Origin of the sequence: Azospirillum doebereinerae, assembly GCF_003989665.1 — a bacterium.
In the GTDB taxonomy this organism is placed as follows: domain Bacteria; phylum Pseudomonadota; class Alphaproteobacteria; order Azospirillales; family Azospirillaceae; genus Azospirillum; species Azospirillum doebereinerae.
Genome location: NZ_RZIJ01000031.1, coordinates 34,129 through 53,312 on the forward strand (window position 1 = coordinate 34,129; position 19,184 = coordinate 53,312).

The 19,184-nt window shown below is 71.5% G+C and carries 17 protein-coding genes; all 17 read right to left on the reverse strand.

The features are described 5' to 3' along the window. Positions 1-1,581, reverse strand: a complete 1,581-nt coding sequence (locus EJ913_RS27035) for a hypothetical protein (protein ID WP_127003800.1) — start codon at positions 1,579-1,581, stop codon at positions 1-3. After that, positions 1,581-8,717, reverse strand: a complete 7,137-nt coding sequence (locus EJ913_RS27040) for a phage tail tape measure protein (RefSeq protein WP_211099048.1) — start codon at positions 8,715-8,717, stop codon at positions 1,581-1,583. Before EJ913_RS27040 ends, EJ913_RS27035 begins: the two co-directional genes overlap by 1 nt. 30 nt (positions 8,718-8,747) lie before the next feature. After that, a complete protein-coding gene (locus EJ913_RS27045; protein WP_127003802.1) occupies positions 8,748-8,963 on the reverse strand; it encodes a hypothetical protein in 216 nt (71 codons plus the stop codon). 23 nt (positions 8,964-8,986) lie between these two features. Then, entirely contained in the window at positions 8,987-9,361 is a 375-nt protein-coding gene (locus EJ913_RS27050; protein ID WP_127003803.1) for a hypothetical protein, read from the reverse strand. Positions 9,362-9,437: 76 nt separating this feature from the next. Further along, positions 9,438-9,926 carry a hypothetical protein gene (locus EJ913_RS27055; protein WP_127003805.1) on the reverse strand — a complete coding sequence of 163 codons (489 nt, stop codon included), beginning with the start codon at positions 9,924-9,926 and terminating at the stop codon, positions 9,438-9,440. A gap of 76 nt (positions 9,927-10,002) precedes the next feature. Further along, positions 10,003-10,425, reverse strand: coding sequence for a hypothetical protein (locus EJ913_RS27060; protein ID WP_127003807.1), 423 nt, complete (start codon positions 10,423-10,425; stop codon positions 10,003-10,005). Then, entirely contained in the window at positions 10,422-10,721 is a 300-nt protein-coding gene (locus EJ913_RS27065; protein WP_127003809.1) for a head-tail joining protein, read from the reverse strand. Before EJ913_RS27065 ends, EJ913_RS27060 begins: the two co-directional genes overlap by 4 nt. Before the next feature lie 69 nt (positions 10,722-10,790). Then, positions 10,791-11,126, reverse strand: coding sequence for a hypothetical protein (locus tag EJ913_RS27070; RefSeq protein ID WP_127003811.1), 336 nt, complete (start codon positions 11,124-11,126; stop codon positions 10,791-10,793). 4 nt (positions 11,127-11,130) lie between these two features. Beyond that, positions 11,131-12,156 (reverse strand): major capsid protein, encoded by a 1,026-nt coding sequence (locus tag EJ913_RS27075; protein ID WP_127003813.1) that lies wholly within the window; start codon positions 12,154-12,156, stop codon positions 11,131-11,133. A gap of 9 nt (positions 12,157-12,165) precedes the next feature. Continuing rightward, positions 12,166-12,525, reverse strand: coding sequence for a head decoration protein (locus tag EJ913_RS27080; protein WP_127003815.1), 360 nt, complete (start codon positions 12,523-12,525; stop codon positions 12,166-12,168). Then, positions 12,525-13,046, reverse strand: a complete 522-nt coding sequence (locus EJ913_RS27085; RefSeq protein WP_127003817.1) for a hypothetical protein — start codon at positions 13,044-13,046, stop codon at positions 12,525-12,527. Before EJ913_RS27085 ends, EJ913_RS27080 begins: the two co-directional genes overlap by 1 nt. Beyond that, a complete protein-coding gene (locus tag EJ913_RS27090) occupies positions 13,046-13,885 on the reverse strand; it encodes a S49 family peptidase (protein WP_127003819.1) in 840 nt (279 codons plus the stop codon). The genes EJ913_RS27085 and EJ913_RS27090 overlap by 1 nt, the downstream gene beginning before the upstream one ends. Positions 13,886-13,896: 11 nt before the next feature. Next, positions 13,897-15,489 carry a phage portal protein gene (locus tag EJ913_RS27095; protein WP_244939506.1) on the reverse strand — a complete coding sequence of 531 codons (1,593 nt, stop codon included), beginning with the start codon at positions 15,487-15,489 and terminating at the stop codon, positions 13,897-13,899. Further along, a complete protein-coding gene (locus tag EJ913_RS27100) occupies positions 15,489-15,722 on the reverse strand; it encodes a phage head-tail joining protein (RefSeq protein WP_127003823.1) in 234 nt (77 codons plus the stop codon). Before EJ913_RS27100 ends, EJ913_RS27095 begins: the two co-directional genes overlap by 1 nt. Beyond that, positions 15,719-17,803 (reverse strand): phage terminase large subunit family protein, encoded by a 2,085-nt coding sequence (locus EJ913_RS27105; protein WP_127003825.1) that lies wholly within the window; start codon positions 17,801-17,803, stop codon positions 15,719-15,721. The genes EJ913_RS27100 and EJ913_RS27105 overlap by 4 nt, the downstream gene beginning before the upstream one ends. Next, positions 17,787-18,305, reverse strand: a complete 519-nt coding sequence (locus EJ913_RS27110; protein ID WP_127003827.1) for a terminase small subunit — start codon at positions 18,303-18,305, stop codon at positions 17,787-17,789. The genes EJ913_RS27105 and EJ913_RS27110 overlap by 17 nt, the downstream gene beginning before the upstream one ends. A gap of 119 nt (positions 18,306-18,424) precedes the next feature. Further along, positions 18,425-19,174: a hypothetical protein gene (locus EJ913_RS27115; protein ID WP_127003829.1), complete on the reverse strand. Its 750-nt coding sequence runs from the start codon at positions 19,172-19,174 to the stop codon at positions 18,425-18,427. Between the last annotated feature and the right edge of the window lie 10 nt (positions 19,175-19,184).

Below are 19,184 nucleotides of genomic sequence, written 5' to 3' on the forward strand. Positions count from 1 at the left end.
TCAGCGCGCCACGTAGAGGGTGGCGCCGCCGGTGCGGTCGGCGATGGTCCGGCCGTAGATCACCACCGGGGCGCCGTCCTCCTCGAAACCGGCGATGTCGTCCTCCACCGTGACGGTGTCGCCGATCCACAGGCCGGGGGCGCCGTCCAGCGCCGGCAGCTCGTAGAGCGACGGCGGGCTGGCCAGCTCCGCCACCCAGCCGGGCAGCTCGGCCTGGGCGTCGGCCTCCAGCGTCAGCGCCGTCTCGACGGTGGCCACCTTGGCGGCGTTGCCGTAGGCGGCGACGATGCCGGCGTCGGTCGCCGAGGCCGCCTCGCGCCATTCCTGTTTCCAGCGAGTCACGTCCGCGAGGTTGGGCAGGGCGTCGTCGGCCACCGTGTTGCCGGGGCTGGGGTTGTGGGCGTAGCGCAGCACCACCTGTTTGGCCGGCGGGCTGTGCTGGCCCTCGATGTGAACCAGCCCGGTGGTGGTGCCGGCGGCGGTGCTGTAGCGGCGCAGCGGGGTGGCCGCGTCGGGATGTGGCACCCGCGTCACCACCAGCTGCCCGGCGGTGCCAAGATACCAACCGCCGCGCGGCACCGAGCCCACCAGCTTGGCGTAGACGCTGGCGTGGCTGGCGCCGTCGCCGGCCGCCAGGAACATCCCTACGGTGCGCGGCGCCTCGTCCATGCCGGCGCTGTCCACCGCCGTCACCAGCCCGGCCGAGGTGGCGAGCGCGCCGATCAGCGCGCCGATGCGGTGCTGGTAGACTCCCGCGAACCGGCGGCCCAGCACCTCGACCCGGAAGTCGGCGTATTTGACGGTGGTGGTGAGGATCCCGGTGGCGAGGTCCACGGTGTAGTAGGCGTTGGTGCTGGGGGTGGCGCCGGCCTGCTTGAGGACGGCGACGCCCGAGGACCAGCCGCGCGGCACGTCCTGCACCGGTTGGCCGCCGCCCACCGACCAGCGGTGATAGCCGCCGACGATGCCCAGGTAGGTCGGCCGCGCCATCGGGCAGTGCCCGAGCGGCACCTCCTTCAGCACGTCCTTCAGCTCCTCCGGCCCCTCCAAGCCGCCGGTGCCGGCGTAACGCGCGACCTGGACCGGCGTGTCGAAATCCAACCGGAAATCGTGGATCGGCACGGCGATCTCGGTGCGCTTGGGCTTGGGCAGCCCGGCGCGCGCGCTCCAGATCGTCACCGCCGTGGCCAGCGGGGCGTCCGCCTCGATCTCCCGCTCGGTGATCGACTGGAGGACGTAATCGGTCAGCAGGATGTTGAGCGGCCGCTCGTCCAGCTCCACCCGCAGCCACGTCCCGGTGGTGACATCGAGGACGTTGGCCCAGCGCGCCGCCGGAAGGCGGGTCCGCTCGTTGCGCAGGACGAGGTCGCCGATGCGCAGCTCGGCCTGCCCGTCGGCGGCGCCCAGGCTGCCGATCAGCACCGAGGCGTCGGCGCCGGCCGTCACCAGCGGCAACCACGTCACCGAGGCCGGGGTGTCGGCCGGGCCGGACTGGTAGCCGGGAAAGGTGGCGAGGTGCCAGCGGTGAACGTGGCCGCTGGGCTTGTGGTAACAAAGCAGGTCGATCAGACGCACCTTCATCAGGCGGCCCTCCGGGTGTTGGCGAGTTTCTTGGACAGGTCGGCGGTGGTCGACTCGATGCGCTCCAGCAGGGCGGCGGCGTCGCCGCCGATGCGGGCGCGCTGGGTGCGGTCGGCGTCGCCGATGGCGCGGACCTCGGCGCGCAGGCCCTCGACGGCGGCCACCAACTCCGCCACCCCGGCCCCGCCGCCGGTGCTCAGGTCGGGGCGGCGGAAGGCGATGGTCGGCGACGGCGGGGCGACATCGAGCGCCGGCAGCGCGTGGTGGCGGTTGATGTAGGCGACGGCGTCCGATCCAATGGCCGAGGTGGCGCCAGCCGTCAGCACCCCTTCACCGCCGGCCAGCATCACCGTGCCGCCGCCGGCAAAGCGGGCCAGCACCGAGTCCCGGCCAAAAGCGCCGTTGCCGATGACTCCGCCGGTCTCGAAGCCGGGCACGCCATGGTCGTGCGCCCAGGCCCGCACCGCCGCCTCGTACACGCCCGCCTTGCCGTAGGCGGCGATCCAGCTGTTCGCCGCCCCCACGTCGCCGGTAAAGCCGATCGAACGCATCACGCCGAGGAAATCGTCCCCCGACATGTACTGACCAACCGGCTGAAGCTCGGCCGGCGAGGTGTAGCGGTAGGGGTTGTTGGCCCAACCGAGTTGGGCGTCGGCCGCCTGGAGAACCTGCTGCACCGTGCCGGCACCCTGCGCCCGCGCCCAGGTCATCACGGCGGGCAGCGACCCGGCGGTCAGGCCGGTGGTCATCTGCGCCAGCGTGGCGCCCGAGGTCGTGCCGGTGAGGCCCTGCAACGGCACCAGCGCCGCCTGCCACACCGCGTAGCTCTGGTTCATCACGCTGGTGAGGTCGGTCAGGCTGCCGAGCTGGCGCTGCCCCAGGTTGGCCGCGTCGGTGCGGGCCTTTTGCAGCTCCTTCAGGGTGTTCTGGGCGGTCTCCAGCTGGCGGTCGGCGGTGTCCACCCCCAGCGCCGTGGCGTCGCCCAGCTCGCGGAAGACACTGTCGACCAAGTTGAACAGGGCCGAGGCGGTTTGACCGCTGGCCGCCTTCTCCATCGCCACCAGCTGCGGACCGAGTTGGAGGAGGAGCTGACGAGCGGCCTCCGTCTCGGTCTCGGTCGCGGTGGTCGACGTCGCCGTGGCGTAGGCGGTGCGGAAGCGCGCCTCCGCCTCGGCCATCTTCACGCCCGGCGCCAGCGGCGAATCCTCGCCCTCGCGCAAGGCGCCGCGCGCGTCGGCGAACTGGCGGGCGAACTGCGCCACCTTCACCGCGCCGTCCTGAAGCGCGGTCACGATGTCCTGCTGGGCGGTGATCTGGCGGTCGTACCACTCCGTCACGTCCTGCTGCGCCAGCGTGAAGGCCTGGGCCGCGCGCTCGGCCGCCTGGATCATCAGCAGCCCGGCGGTGTCGCGCCCGTTGTCCTGGGCGTCGGCCAGCTCCTTGGCCTGCTGCTGGTCCAGCGTCAGCAGCCCGGCGGTGCGCAGGCGGCCCACGGCGGTGTGCATCCGCGCGTTGAGGTCGGACTGATACGCCGCCGTGGCGGCGGCGGTCGTCTTGGCCGTCTTCCAGGTCTCCGCCATCGCGCCGATGACGGTGTTGAACTGGTCGCCGGTGAGGACGCCAGACTGGAACAGCGGCACCAACTGGCGGTAGGTGGCGCCCAGCTCCTCGAACGAGGCGGTGCCGGCGTGGATCGCCGTGAACAGCCCCTGGAGCCGTTCGGAGAAAGCCGCCACGCCCTCGGCGCCGCCGTTGACCATGGCGCCGTTCAGCACGTCGGCGGCGGTCTGCTTACGGTTCGGCTCGGTGATCGCCTGGATGCTCGCCCAGCCCTGCCGCAGCGTGCTGAGAACCTGCTGGCTGGCCTGGAAGGCTCCCGTCACCAAGCTGACGGCGCTGCCGTACTGCTCCACCGTCAGCACGCCGTCGTACAGCGTCTTGTTGAGGGCGCCCATCTGCCAATTCACGTCCGCGACCGTCAGGGCGCCGCGCTGGGCGGTCGCCGCCATCGAGTCGAGGGTGCCGGCGAGCGCCGCGAAGGCGGGCGCCGTCACCGTGTCCTTGCTGGCGCCGGCCGCGCGGAACTGGTCGGCGGTGGAGAGACGGGCAAAGCTGTTGGTCAGCGCCGCGACGGACACCGCGCCCTGCCGCTGAAGCAAGGCCGCACTGTCGTTGTAGGCGTCCTTCGCCTTGGCGGTGTAGCGGACGGCGAGGTCCGCCACCTCGGTCGCCGAGTAGCCCAGCCCGACCAGCGCCGGGCGGAACGCCTCGAATTCGATGCGGGCCTGCTCGGTGACGGCGGGCATCCCGACCAGCGGGGCGATCGCCGGCCCCAGCCCCATCATGGCGGTGATGCCGCGCCGGGCCGCCTCGGTCAGCTCGGTCTCGGTCGCCAGCCCCAACTCGGAGGCCTTGCTCCGCCAATCGGTGATGTTGGTCTTGATCTGCTCGCCCAGCGCCTTGGCGTTGTCCGTGAACACCTTCAGTTGGTTGTTGGTCGGGTTGAGCGACGCGTTCATCGCGTCGAACTGCGACCGGAAGCCGTCGGCGAAGGCCAAGTCGGTGGCGAGGTCTTCCGAGTTCTTCGCGGTGCTGGTGGACAGCGCCTTTTTCACGTCGGCGTTGACCCCGGCCAGCTCGCCGGTGCCGGCGTAGAGCTGGAGCGTGCGGCGCAGGAAATCCTGCATCGCTTGGTCCGCGTCATCGAAGGATTGGTCGATGCCGCCGACGCGCGACGTGTATTTGTCGGTGTTGGCCGCCCAGCGGACCGAGCCGAACTCGCCGCCCTTGTTCGGGGTGAACTTATCGCCCACCACCCCGATCAGCGCGTTGAGCGCGGTGGAGGCGGTGTCGCCCAGCTGCTTGGTGTAGCTGTCGTCCCCGTCGTTGTCCGTCATGTTGCGGGAGACGGTGATGCCCTTGTCGCTGGCGGCGAGGACCGACTCGCCGTTGGGACCGGAGGACTTCTTCTGGGTGCCGACCATGCCGGCGATGGCGCCGACGATGGCGCCGATCGCCGTGCCCCAGCCGGGCAGGATCATCGTACCGTACATGGCGCCGGCCGCCGCGCCGCCGGCCGCGCCGACCGCCTTGCTGTTGGTCTTGGTGCCGAGATAGCCGCCGACCATGTAGCCGGCGCCGGCCGCGCCGACCACGCCCATGGCGGCGGTGCCCAGCCCGACTCCGCTGCCGGCGATGCCGCCGGCACCCCCGCCGGCCGAGCCGGCGAAGGCCGAGGAGGTCTCCGCGAGGTTGGCGAGCTGGGAGGCCTGCACGGCGGAGCTGGCCTGCACCACCGAACCGTTGGCCAGCGTCACCGTGGGCGCGACGTAGCCGGAGGAGGCCAGCGTCGGGGCGATCCCCAGGTAGTTGGTGCCGAAGCTGTCCAGCATGCTGGTCGGGCTGACGCCGAGCTTGGACATGCCCCAGGACAAGCCCTGATTTTGCAGCATGCTGGAGCCGTTGCTCAGCAGCGTGCCCTCGGCCGAGATCCCACCGCCCCCGCCCGAGGCCCCGCCGATCGACCCGAAGTCGAACAGGGTCGGCAGGTTGGTTCCGAGCACCGCGTTCTTGATCGGGTTGATGAGCGCCATCTTCATGGCGAGCTGCTGAAACTCGACCCCGACCGCGCTGACCGCGTCGGCCCAGGACATGGTCGATTTGCCCGCCGCCACCAGCTTGTCCAGCACGGCGTCCATGCCGCGCTCGCCAAACTTGGCCAGCTCGTCATAGGCCGCGTTGGTGCGCTCCAGCTCCAGGCCTTGCTTGGCCAGGGCCTCGGCGTTGGCGAGGTAGGTCTGCCCCTCCTTGCTCGCCGAATCGATGTTCTTGGCCCGCAGATCGATCAGCGCCTGGGTGCGCGCCAGCTCCACCGCGCGCTGCTCGGCCGAGGCGCCGATCAGAAGGATCTGCTTTTGGCCCAGCGCCAGCTGGTCGCGCTGCTGTTGCAACAGCGGCCCGGCCGCCACCGCCGCCGCCCCGCGCGCCTCCTCTTCCAGGAGGGCGATGTAGTGCGCCTTGGCCTCGGCGTATTTGGCCGTGCCCTCCTCGCCCTCCTTCAGCGCCAGCGTGTGCGCCTTCTCGGCGACCTCCGCCGCCTGCACCGCCGCCGGCCCCTTGGCGTAGGCCGCCACCAGCGCCTTCTGGTTCTCGATGTGAGCCAGGATCGGCTGGCTGGACTCGGAGCGGAGCTGCTGCTGGGTGGATTTTTCCTGCGCCTCCAGGTTGGTGCGCGTCGCCGCCGCCAGCCCATGGACCGCCGCCGCCGCGACCTGGTTCTCGATCGTCGCCCGCCGGGTCGCCGCCTCGCCCTTGCCGGCGGCGGCGGCCAGACGCGCCTGCGCCTCGGTCTGCAACGTCAGCTGCACCGTGCCCTGCGCCGCCGCCCCGGCCAGCTGCGCCTGCGACGACGATTGCAGCACCGCCCAGCGCTGTTGCAGATCGAGCGGCAGCGTCTTCAGCACCGCGCCGAAGTCCTTGGTGGTCAGCAGCGTCTTGGCCGTCTCGGCGCCGAGGCCGGGATACTCCAGCGCCACCTTGGCCAACTCGACGCGGTTCTGCGCCTGGGCCTTGGCCGCGTCGCTGACGGCGCCGGCCAGCAGGCGCTGCCCGTTGGCCTGCCGCTCCAGCTCGGCCGTCTGGTCGCGGGTCTCCAGCCCGACGATCGGGCGCAGCGTGGCGTCGGCCGCGTCGCGCTTCTTGCGCCAGAGGGCGAGATCCTTGGCGTCGCCGTTGGCCGGCTCCGGCCCGACCAACTCGGCCAGCCGGCGCTGGTAGCCGGCCGGCACCTCCAGCAGCTTCGCCTTGGCGGCCAGATCGGCGAGCTTGGCCGTCAGCCCGGCCACCTCCCCGCCCATGGTCTGGAACCCGGTCGCCGCCGTCGCCGCGTTGCTGCCGATGCCCAGCACCGCCTTGGCCGCGTCGTCGGCGGTGCCGTTCAGCAGCGCCAGCCCCGCCTCGCTCTCCTTGACCTCCTGCTTGGCCTTGGCCAGCGGCGCGGCCCACTCGGAAAACGCCTTGGCCAGCGGCTTCAGCCGCTCGTCCTGCCGGGCCAGCTTGTCGATGGCGGCGAACAGCTCCTCGGCGCCGATCGTGCCGGCGAGAAACTGCTGTTGCAGGTCGCGCGCCGGGGCGAAGACCTTGGCCGCGTCGGCCTTGGACAGGCCGGACTCGTAGGCGGCGCGGTCGATCTTGAAGGAGCCGGCGCGGGCGTAGGTCTCTTCCTGCTTGACCGCCGCCAGGGCGGCGTCGCGGGCGGCCTCCAGGTTCTGACGGCGCAGGGCGGCGACCGCCTCCGTCATCGTCTTGACCTTGCCGGTGCTGCGGTCGAAGGCGGCGTCGAAATCGCGCATGGCCTCGCCGTGCAGGCGGGTCGCCTTCTCCGACGCGGTCATGCCGCTGGAGAACACCGCGACGGCGGCGGCGCCGGCCAGCAGCGCCGCGCCCACCGGACCGCCGACCAGCGCCATGGCTCCGGACAGCACCGCCATGCCGCGCGAGGCCACGGTGGCGGCCAGCCCGGTGCGGGCGATGGCCGAGGCCTGGGCGTCCTGCGCCATGGTCAGCGCGACCGTGGTCTCGGCGACCCGCGCGTCGGCGGCGGCGCGGGTGGCGCGGGTGGCGCGGGCGGCGGTCAGCGCCTCCTCGGCCTGGATCAGCCGGGCGGTCTTGCCGATGGCGCCGTCCACCGCCACGGCGTTTTCCATCTGGGCGGCGCGGGCGGCGAGGTCGGAGCGCGCCTTGGTCTGGGCGGCCTTGGCGGCGGCGAGGTCGGCGGTGGCCGCCTCCACCGTGGCGGCAGCCCCGGCGCGCAGCGCCGCCTCCTTGGCCAGCAGATGCCCGGTGTTGGCCACCAGCTCGCCGCGCATGGCGGCCTGTGCCGTAGCGAACTGCCCGGCGGCCTGGACCGCCGGCCCGACCCCGCGTGCCACGAAGACCGCGCCCAGCGCCAAGGCGGCGGTCTCGGCCGCCCCGGTCACCGCGTCGAAGTTGTTGGCCAGCCCGGACATGGCCGGCTGAACCGCCGACAGCAACCGGTCGCCCAACTCCACGCGGTAGATCGCGGCCGCCGCCTTGACCCGGTCGGCGGTCTGCTGGGTGGTCTCGGCGATCCGGCGATAGGCGGCCTCGGTGGCGCCGGCCTTGTCGTGCAGCTCCTTCTGGGCGTCGGCGAAGGCGGTGCTTTCCCGGCTGGCCAGGGCCATGACGGGCAGCAGGGCCTCGACGCCGCCGAACAGCAGGGCCAGCGAGTCGGAGCTGCCGCCGGTCTTGTCGGCCACGTCCTGGAGGAAGCCGGCGAAGCCCTTGGCCTTCAGCGCCCCGGCGTTGAACTCCAGCCCGAGCGCGCGGGCGGCGCTGGTGGCCTCCTGCGACGGCTTCAGCACGGCGGCGATCACCGACCGCATGCCGTCCATGGCGGTGGAGGTCTTGATGCCGTTGGCGGTCAGCGCCGCCGCCGAGGCCATCAGCTCATCGAACGACACCCCGGTCTGCGCCGCGATCGGCGCCACCTGCCCGACGTAGGTGGCCAGCTCCTTGATGTTGGTCTTGCCGGCGGCGGCGCTCGCGAAGAAGGCGTCGGAGATATCGGTGACGCTGCCGACGGCGGCGCCGTAGGAATTGAGGACGGAGGTCAGGCCATCGGCGGCGGTCTGCACGTCGGTGACGCCGCCGATCGCCAGCTTGTTGGCCTCGGTCAGCACCCCGATGGCGTTGGCCGCGCTGTTGGCGCCGGCCGAGATGATCTCGTAGAGGGCCTTGGCTTGGTCGGTCGGCAGCTGGCCGAACTGGCGGGACAGGTCCTTGACCTGGGCGGCGTAACGGCTGGTGTCGGCGCCCTTCAGCAGGGTGCCGACCTGGGCCATGGCGGTCTGGAACGCCATCGCCGACTTGGCGGCGTCGGACAGGGAGTCGGCGAGGCCGGAGCCGATCCGCACCCCGGCGAGGGCGACCACGGCGGTGGCGGCGCCCGAGGCGGAACGGCCCAGGCGATCGAAGGCGCCGTCGACCCGGCGCAGGGAGCCGTCGAGCTTGCCGGCGAACTGGTCGACCCGGTTCTCGGCCTGGGCCAGCACGCGCCGCATCGCGGCGTCGTCGGCGGTGACCGGAACCATCATGCCGGGAAGCTCAACAGCCATGCCCGCACCCCCAAAAGAAAAGGGCGCCGGTCACCCGGCGCCCTTTGGCTTGCCCAGGCCGAGCATGGCCTTGAGCTTCGTGTTCAGCGCCGCCTTGCCGGGCTTGCGCTCCTTACGCTTGCCCCCCGGCGTGGTCGCGGCGAGGAAATCGACCTTCCCGTCCAGGGCCATCTTGATGTCCGGAAAGGGCGCATCGAGCGCCACGTCCCGCGTCCATCCCAGCCAGCCCGTGGCGTAGCGGAACATCTCGTCCGCGTACTCCGCGAAGGTCAGATGGCTTCCCCCGGCGCCTCCTCCTCCGTCTTGCCGTCTTCGGTCGTGGCTGTGTCGGACTTGGCCACCTTGCCGCCGGCCGCCAGGAAGTTGATGAAGGTGACGATCCAGGGCGCCACGGTGACGATGCCCTCGTTGAAGACGGCGTCGGCGGTGGCCTCGGCCGCCTTGCCGACGCGGCCGGAACCGGCGTTGATGACGGTCACCAGCGTGTCGAAATCGTAGACGTTGGCCTTGGTCATCACCTCGCTCAGGCCGCCGTAGAGACGGCAGATGGTGCGCGAGGCGCGCACGTTGGCCAGCAGGTCGATGTCCTCGCCGTCGAGGGTGACGGTCATAACGCCGTGGGAAAAGCGCGGGGGGGTGGGCATGGGGCGGACCTCGGGGGAAAACGCAGCGGGAAGGGAACCGGTGGCCGCTCAGGGCCACCGGCCTGGGGGCGGACGGTCAGTCTTCGGCCGCCGCGACCTCGATCGGCTCGGCGTCGATCTCGATGTTGACGGTCGCCTCGACGATCTTGTCGTTGGAGCCGATTTCGAAGGTGTAGGAGAGGACGTAGGCGAAGGCGTAGACCGTGGTCGGGGTGCCATCCTCGGGCGCGTCGTCCAGCGTGATCTTGACGCAGTAGCCGTTCTTGCGGTCCTTGCGGGCCGCCTTGACCGCCGCCTGACCGACCGCCGTGGGGATGCGGGCGAGCTTGATGGTCAGCGAGCCGTGGTCGACCGTGCCCTTGCGCTTGTGGACGGCGCCGTCGCTCAGGGTCTTGTAGGTCACCTTTTCGTGGGTGGAGCCGAAGGCGCCGATGTCCTCGATTTCCTCGACCTCGACATAGGTCAGCGCCTCGTAGGCCGCCTGCGTCGTGCAGAGGGTGGTGGCGGAGGCGCCGGTGGCGATGAAGAAGCGCGCTCCGGCGCTCTGAACCGCTTTGCCGCTCATGATGATGCCTTTCCTTGGGCGTGAAAAAGGCCGCGCGCGGCGGCCGGGGGAACGCTCCGGACGGGGTGTCGGAGGGTCAGGCGTCGGGCTGGCCGAACGCGGTCTGGTAGGTCAGCGCGAAGGTGAGGCGGACCACCCCGGCCCGCAGCTCGCCGCCGGTCACCCGGTCGGTGACGGTGCGGACCAGCACCGCCTTGTCGGCGAGGCCGCCCAGCTTCTGGCCGGCGGCGATTCGCGCCTCGATGTCCAGCGCCAGGGCGTCCAGCCGGTCGTCCAGCTCGGCCCCGGCGCGGGCGTAACCGTCCACCACCAGCTCCATGGTGCGGAGCTGGCGGCGACCGTTGGTGATTTCCTGGACACCCTCGCCGGGGGTGAAGACGGCCAGACAGGGCAGCAGCTCTCCGGCCTGCAACGGATCGTCGCGGTTGACGGAGACGGGGGCGATCGGCGCCAGCAGGGCGGCGACGGCGTGGCGGATGCGGGTGCGCTGGTGGGTCATGCGTCCCTCAGCACCAGCGCCGCCATGCCCTGCCCGTCGGGGCGGAGGTCGGCGACGCTGTAGGCCTTGCCCCGCACCGTGACGGTGGAGCCCGGTGGCACCGGACCGCCGATGTCGGCGTCCATCACCGTCAGCGTGGTGTGCAGGGTCGAGACGGCGCTGTCCCCGACGTCGGCCTGATAGTGCCGGCGGTCGAAGATGCCGGACACCGTCGCGTCCGGCTGGCCGGGGCGGCGGAGGGTTGCGGGCTCGCCGAAGGTGGCGGCGCAGGCGAGGTTGAGGTCATCGAAGAACATGGCGCTTCCCCAAACGCTACGGGCGGCCCGAAGGCCGCCCGTGGTCGCGTCGCACGGATTGGAAGAGGGTTAGCCCTGGACCGCCGCCCAGGCGTCATCGCGCTGCTTGGCGGTGATCTCCACCCCCAGCAGGTCGGACAGGGCCTTCACCTCCGGCTTGCCGGCTTTGGTGAAGTGGGCGGGGTTCTCCGGATCGAGCTTGCCGATCGCCGCGAGGATGCGGTCCACCGGCACCTCGGGCGCGGTGTCCGCCTCGCCCTCGCCAACCCAGGAGGCGAAACCGCGCGCCACCAGCGCCACCGCGTTCTCGTCCTCCCGACTCTCGACCTCGACAATGGCGCCCGGCCTCAAGGTCACCGTCTTGCTGACCTTCACCGTCACGTTCATGCGCAGCTTGTTGGCCATGGGATCACCGTACCGTCACGCACATGGCGGCGTTGGGGCGCCGGGGATAGATCAGCGGCGCCGACTGGCTCAGCAGCACGCGCCGGCCGGGGTTCTCCTCGATCCAGCTCTTGGGGAAGATCTCCAGGGCCTGATAGCCGGCGCGCGGGTCGAGGATGGCGCCGTGGGCCTGGGTGCCCTCCATGGCGCCGGTGGCGCCGAGGATCACCGTGTGATCGGGCAGCAGGGCCTTGGTGGTGCCGGCCTCGGTGTAGGTGTCGTTGTAGGTGTAGAACTCCACCATGCCGATGCGGCCCTGGAACACCGGGGTGCCAGGCAGCCCGGCCTTGAAGCCCAGCTCGAGGATGGCGGTCTGGCCCAGCGTCCGGTCCATGCGCTTTTCGAGCTTGGGATCCGCTTCGAACAGAGCCCACGCCTTGGCGTCCATCACCACGACGTTGACGGCGGCGCCCGACTTGGCACCCACGAGGTTGATCCACTCGGACACGTCGTCGTACGGCGACACCCCGGCCTCGCCCCAACGGGCGCCGCCGGTCAGGGCGAGGGTCAGGTCGGAATGGCGCTGAAAATCGACCTGGACCTTGGGATACTCCGGCCCTTCCACCACGCACTTGCCGGTGCGCAGGACCTCGGCCGCCATCACCTCCTTGCGGCGCAGGATCATGGTCTGCTGACGCTGGAGCTTCTGCCCCAGGATCGCCTGTTCGCGGGCGCCGGCCGACAGGGAGCCGGTGATCGGTTCGCCGGCCAGACGGCGTAGCGTCTCGCCCGGCTTGATGTCGTGCAGCGGCTTGATGTAGGCCGGCGCGAACATGCGTGTCTCGTAGCCGGTGTCGGTGCCGATCCGGCCGGCGGACAGCGGCGACACGAAGGGCGCCACCTCGATGTCGTCGATCTCGACGTCGAACAGGATCTTTTCGTCGTCGGAGAAGCTGGCCAGCGGGAAGAACATGCTGAGGAGGAAGCGCGGGGCGCCGGCACGCAGCGACCGCAGCACCGTCAGCATGGCGGTGGTGGTGTAGATGTCCATGGGAATCCCTCAGAGGAAGATCGACAGGTCGCGCAGCCCGTCGCGCACCGAATCAGCGGTGTGCCCGGTGCCCAGCGTGAGCTGGTCGGCGTTGAACTCGCCGGTGAAGTAGACGATCGCCTCGGCGTCGGCCGCCGTAGCGTCCACCGTCTCGGCCAGCACGGCGTTCGGGGTCTGCGACCCGTCCGACGACGCCGAGGCCGACTTCACCATTTTCTTGCTGGCGGTGATGCGGCCCAACAGCGTGCCGGCGATCAGCAGGCCGGCGCCGCTGGCGATCGTCACCTTGCGGGTCACGCGGGGAAAGTCGCCCGCGATCAGCGAGGGCAGCGGGGTGTTGGTCTGGGAGGTGGCGCTGGGGGTGAACATCACTTGCCGTCCTTCTTCGGAATGAGGCCGCAGGCGGCCATGCTCGCCAGCACGGCGGCGGCGGCCTTGTCGTCGCCGCTCTGGCCGCTGGTGTCGGCCGCACCGCCGACGGCCGGGTTGGGATGGGCGTCCATGGCGGCGAGCGCGTTCGGGTTGCCGGGCGCCTCCGGAGCGGCGGCGGTGCTGGGCGCAGCCTCCAGCGCGGTGACGGCGTCCGCGACCGACAGGCCGGTGTTGAAGGCCAGATGACAGGCGAGCTGCACGCGGCCGGCGGCGGCGGGGGCGGCGAGGATCGCGGCGCAGCGCTCGCGCTCGGCGACGGCCGAGGCCTGCGCGTCGGCACCGGCGGCGGGCTTCTCCTTGCCGTTGCCCTCCTTGTCCGTCTCCTTGCCGTCGCCGGTGCCCTGGTCGGTATCGCCGGCCTGGGCCTGCGGCGTCTCCGCCTGGGACGCGCCCGGCGGCGTGGTCCCCTCGGCCTTGGGGCGGCCAAAGGGGTTGAGGTGGGCAAAATTGAAGGCCATTACGGGGTGTTCCTCACATGGTCCAGCAAGGCCGAAAAGGCCTCGGCGGGGGGCAGGACCGCGTCGGCCAGACCGAGGCGCACGGCCTCGGCGGTGCCGGCCGGTCCCTCAAAGCAGCGGCCCTCGGTGGCGAGGACCGCCGCGACATCGAGGCCGCGCAGCCGCGCAACGGTTGCGGCGAAGAGCTGGCGCAGCCCGTCGACCTGGGCCTGCCAGTCGGCGCGCACCGCCTCGGGCAAGGCGGCGTAGGGATGGCCATCGGTTTTGTGGGCGCCGGACTGGACGATGCTCGGCTTCAGCCCGGCCTCGTCCAGCATGCGGGAATAGTCCCAATGCATTTGCCAGACGCCGATCGACCCCACCCCGCCGGTGCGCGGCACGCTGATGGTGTCGGCCGCGCAGCCGATTGCGTAGGCGGCGGAGTAGGCTTCTTCCGAACAGATGGCCGCCACCGTCTTGCTGGCGCGGACCTTCTCGGCGGCGATCCAATCGACTAAGTCGAAACAGCCGTTGACGATGCCGCCGCCGGAATCGATGTCCAGGCAGATGGCGCGCACGTCGGGATCGCCGAAGGCGTGGGCGAGCTGGTAGCGCAGCCCATCGTAGCCGGTCGCCCAACTGCCGCCCCAGTAGCCCAGCTTGGGCACCAGCAGCCCGGCCACCGACACGACGGCGACGCCCTGGTCGACCTCGTAGGGGCGGCGGTTGCCGCCGACATCGCCGACGCGGTAACAGCCCACCGGCATGTCGACCGAGGCCTGCTGCAACAGGGCCATCCGCGCCGCCGCCGTCCCGGCCCAGGCCGGCGCCACCAGCACGGGCTGCATCGTCTTGGTCATGGGAGACTCCGTCACGCGCCGGGCGCCGGTTCGGGTTGGTCCGGCTGGGCCATGAAATTGACCTCGGGCAGGGTCAGGCCGCGCGCCTTCAGCGCTTCCTGTTCCAGCGCGATCTGGTCCAGCAGGTCGTCGAGGTCGCGGCCCTGGTCGAGGGCCTCGTCCCGCAGGGTGGAGATGCCCAGGCGCACGCGCATGGCGGCGGCGGTGATCTCCTTCACCGGGTCCACCCACCCGCGCGCCGGCCCACGCCAAACGCCCCGCAGCCACGCCTGCCGGCGGGCACGGTTCTCGGCGAACCCCGGCAGGTCGAGGTAGCCGCGCCAGACCGCCTCCTCGATCACCAGATCCAGGGTGGGCCGGCACCACGTCAGCGTCTTCAGCAGGCGCAGGAACAGCACGAAGCGCCAGCCCTCCAGCAGCGACGCGCGGGCGCTGGAATAGTTGGTCTTCGAGAAGTCCCGCATGAACGTCTCGTAGGTCATGCCGATGCCGGCGGCGATCAGCCGGGAGACGCTGGTCACGAACCCGTCGGTGCCGGCGCTGGGCCGGTTGGAGCTGTAGCCGGTCAGCCGCTCGCCGGGCAGCAGGCGGGGAATGGCGCCGCCCGGCCCGATGCCGAGGTGGACGGTGGGCTGGGCGCCGCGCGCCTCCATGTAGGCCTGACCGTCGCCGAACAGGTCGAGGAGGGTCTGCCCATCGGCCGGGCTTTCCAGCACGGCGGCGATCACCGCGTTGACGACGGCGGCTTGCAGCTCGGCGCGCTGGAACCGCGCCCGCTGCTTCAGCTCGGTCATCACGGGGGCGAACACGGACACGCCCCGGTGCTGGCCGGGGCGTTTCTGGTCGAAGGAGTGGATGACGGTCCGCCGTCCGCCCGGCCCGCGCAGGGGCACGCGCTGCCACGCCGCCGCCGCCATGCCCCAGGGCATGAAGGTGTCGCCGGGATGGGCGGACTGGATGTGGTAGGCGATGGGCGCCCCGTAGCTGTCCACCTCGACGCCATCGCGCAGGGCGGGATCGCCGGCGCGGTCCTGCGGGTTGGACAGCCGGTCCGCCTCGACCACCTGCAACACGGTGGCGAAGCGGCTGCCCAGGCGCCGCTGGCGCTCCGGCAGCCACAGGGCGAGGGCCAAGCTCTCGCCGTTGACCAGATCGGACTGCACCGACTGCCGGGTCAGCGCGCCAAAGGGCAGCTGGCCCGTCACGTCGCAGGAGTCGCGGTCGTCGCTCCATTCCTGCCAGATCGCCTCGATGCGCGTGGCGGCGTCCTGCGCCTGCTCCCGGCTGATGCCCAGCGCCCGGTAGTTCGGCATGCTCTGGAAATCCAGGCCGAAGCCCAACGCGCTGTCCTTGAGCGACTGGACGGCTCCGGAGACCAGCGCGTCGTTGCGCTCCAGGTCGCGGGCGCGGGCGACGATGGCGCGGCGGTCGCCGTCGAGGTCCGCGTCGGCCGAGCCGGCGCCGGGCGTCCAGTCGCGCAGCTCGGGCGCCGAGCCGGTTCCCGCCAGATAGGACCCCATGGCCGCCTGCGCCCGCGCCCGCCGGATCTCGGCCTGGGTGATGGGCCGACCGTGGGCGTCCAGAATGACGGGAGCGCCGGCCATCAGCCGAGGACCCGGACGAAGGGCGACACCTGCGGGCCGCGCAGGCCCTTGGCGGCGGCGATCTGGCGCTCCAGCGAGCCGATGTAGCTGGTCAGCTGGGCGAGGTTGGCCGGGGCGTATTCGACGGCGCGGTCGCCGAAGCGCACCGTCACCGTTTGCCGGCCCAGGCGCAGCGCGTGCTGCGCGGTGCGCGCCTCGGTGAGCCAGGACTCCAGGGTGGCGAGGTCCGTCATAGGTAGAGTTCTCCCTTGTCGAAAGCGGTCGGGGCCGCCGCCGGCTGGGCCGGAGCCGCCGGCTGGGTCATCCGCTTGGCGCGGGCGATGGCGGCGGCGATGGCGTTGGTCTCCGGTGCCGGCGCCGGCAACGCCGCGGCGGTTTCGGCCGCCGCCGCCGCCTCCGCGTCCGGCTCCTCCGCCTCGGCCTCGCCCAGGCGCACGTAGGTGCCGGACAGGGCTTGCAGACCGCAGACGGCGGCGTAGGCGTAGACGAAGCAGACGCCCGCCTCGTGCGGCGCCTTGGGCTTCTCCCACACGGTGTGCTGCCGGCCCTTCGGCACGATCAGCCGCTCGCGGGTCAGCTGGGCGAAGAACTCCTCGTCCAGCTCCCGCGCGTCGGGGGGAACCGCCATCGGGAAATGGACCCGGCGAGGGCCGGGCTTTTCCACGGCGAGGCTGGTGTAGGCCCAATCGCGGGCGGCGTTGCCGCCGATCATGTACCAGACCGAGCCGAGCTTGCTGGACGGCTTGCGCGGCCAGACCTTGCCCCGCTGGCCGTTGGTTTCCGACCGGCCCTTGATCGCCCAGACCCGGCGCGTCCGGCGGCGGTTGCAGAAAGCGTAGACTTCCTGCGTGTGGTGGCCGCCGGAATCGATGCAGGCCGCCCGCGCGTCCAGCGTGGTGCCGTCCGGCTTGCGGAAAGGCCGCTTCAGCAGGGCGTCCAGCCGGTTCCACACCTCCGGCTTGGCCGGGTCGCCGGGCAGGACGAAGTGACCGATGAGCCATCCTTCCAGCCCACGCCCCCAGCCGTAGACCGAGGCCTCCAGGCGCGGGTTGACGGTGCCGGACTGGACGTCCACCCCGACGGTCAGGAACAGCACACCGGGCGGCACCTCGGCCGGGTACGGTTCGGCGCGGTCGGCGATCGCCTGGACCTTCAGCTCCTGCCCGTAGGTCGCCTTGTAGGGTCGGCCCAGGCGCAGATTGACGAAGGGCTGCACCAGCGTCGCCGGGTCGGCCTGGGCCTCGAGCCATTCCTGGACGATCACCGGCCAGGCCGCGTTGGGGTTGAGCGACATGCCCGTCCACAGGTGCATGCCGACATGGCCGGGCGTCCTGGCCTTGGCGGTCGGCCGCCATTCGCCGTTGGCGTCCATCCACGCCTTGTGCCGCTCCTCGATGACGCAGCCGCAGGTCCCGACGTACCAGACCTTGCCGAGGTTGCCCTCGGCGTCGGTGGACCATTTCAGCCCGTGCGGCAGGTCCGGCCCGCCCCAGTCGAGATACTGCCAGCCGTCGAGGTGGCCGGCGGCGTCCGAGCATTGCGGGCACGGCACGAAATAGCGGCGCTGGTCGGAACTCAGCCAGAGTTTCCAGACCCGGCTCGTCTCCATCATCAGCGGTGTGGAGCCGCGCACCTGTTTGCGGTTCCAGAAGGTTTCGCCGCGCGTCCAGAACAGCTTGAGCTTGTCGCCCTGCGTCTTGGCCCCCGGCGTCCACCCCTCGCCGTCGATCTCGTCGCCGAACAGGAAGCGGGCCGAGTAGCGGCGGAAGGCGTCGTCCGACGCGGCGCCGACCACACGGACCGAGGCGCCGTTGCTCAGCTGGTAATAGGTCGCGTTGTCCTGCTTCTCGCCCTTGCGCGCCGGCCGCAGCAGCGGCGCCAGCACCGGCGTGTCGCGGAGCATGGGGGCGATTTCGCCGCTGCCGAAATCCTCGGCGTCGGGGATCGTCGGCTGGGCGATGGCGCACAGCGTCGGGTCCTGGTGGAGGTGGTAGCCCACCGCCAACGTGGCGCAGCGGGTGTAGCCGACGCGGGCTGCCTTCAGCACGGTCAGCAACGGGATGTTCGGGTCGCACATCACGTCCACCAGCCCGCGCTGGTAGCCGTAGAGCGTGACCTTGCCGTGTTCGGCGCCGGTGCCCTTCGGGATCCAGCCGTAGCGCTCGGCCCAGACGGAACCGATCATGCGGTCCTGGAACTTCAGCGTGCCCTCGAACAGGGCCAGCAGCGACGCCCGCAGTCCGGCGCGACCGACGCGGTAATCGCCGTGGCGGTGGGCGCTGACCCGCGCCGCCGCCTCAAGCCCCTTGTGCATCGCCCCACCGCTTCGCCAGATCGTCACGGGCGGAGTCGAAGGCTTGGTTGATCTCCTTCTCGGCAAGCGCCTGGATTTCCGGCGCCCCGGTCATCGCGGCGGCGCGGCCGGCGAACTTGGCGCAGGCGTTGGACAGGCCGGTCCGCAGGCTGATGCAGAACGAGGCGACATCGGCCGCCGCCTCATGCCGGTTCACAACCTGGTCCAGAGCCTCGTCCGCGCCGATCTCGGCCACCACCGCGTCGGCCACCGCCTTGCGGCGCTTGGCCTCCTCGGCGGTGATGCCGCCGATTTCGCCCTCGTAGCCGGCGGCCACGTCGGCGACGGCGCGGTCGACCAGCCAGCGGTGGACGTTGGCGGTTTCGAACGCCCATTCCCGGCCCTTGGCGCCCTTCTCGGCGAAGGGGCAGCCGTCGCGTACCCAGCTGTCGATCGTCGGCAGGCTGACGCCAAACACGTCGGCCAGCTCGGCGCGGTTCACCCGCGAGCCCGGCTTGGACATAAACAAAAACTCCGTTTTGAAAATTTCTCAGCCGGTGGACCGGTGCGGCCCGAATTACCCTCGTGGGGATCCCCCCTGGGAAGGACCCGTCGACCTTGCCGCCTCGGGCGGTCGCCCCGTCACCGCCCCCGCGCGGCGAAGCGGGCGTCGACCTGGGCCAGGGCCTCCTTGAAGCGCCGGCCGATGTTGGCGCGCACCGCCCGCTCAATGATGGCACCGAACGGGAAGCGTGGGCGGTAGGTGGGTCGCTTGACGAACAGGATCACCGGCCGGGCGTCTGCCCCGTCGCGGCGGTAGATGCCCGGCGGCAGCCCACTGGCGTTGCCGCGTAGCGCGACAAAGTGACCATTCTTGCGCCGCTTCGCCCGGCTGCGGGCCGAATTGGTCCGGTTGGCGTCATACCCCTGCTCGCCAAAAGCCCGAACCTGCGACAGGATGCGGACGATCTGCGATCGCGGCATGTTGCCGTAGGCATCCAGTTGTGCCTCTTCGCCCGGCACCGCGAACATGCCCGGAGCCAGCAGGCCCGAACCGCGCAACTGGCGCTCCATGCTCTTCTCGCGGCGCGGCCCGCCCTCGACGTTGGGCAAGAGGTAGCGCGTCGCTGGCACGCCTTTGTCCCAGCCGTCCTTGAAGCCCACCCAGGCCGTCGGGCTGGCCTTGCTGGCGGGCTGGACATAGGTGCTGTTGACCGTGTAAGGCGTCGGCCGATCGAACGTCGCCGGCAGCGTCCGGCGCAGCTCCTCCCGAGCGTCATGGGCGGTGCGGGTCAGCGCCACCGGCACGGCGTAGCTGGTGACCTGGGCGCCGTACTGGCGGATGGCCGCCTTGACCCGCTGGGCGCTCGCCTGGATGCGGGAATCGGCCACGGCATGTCTC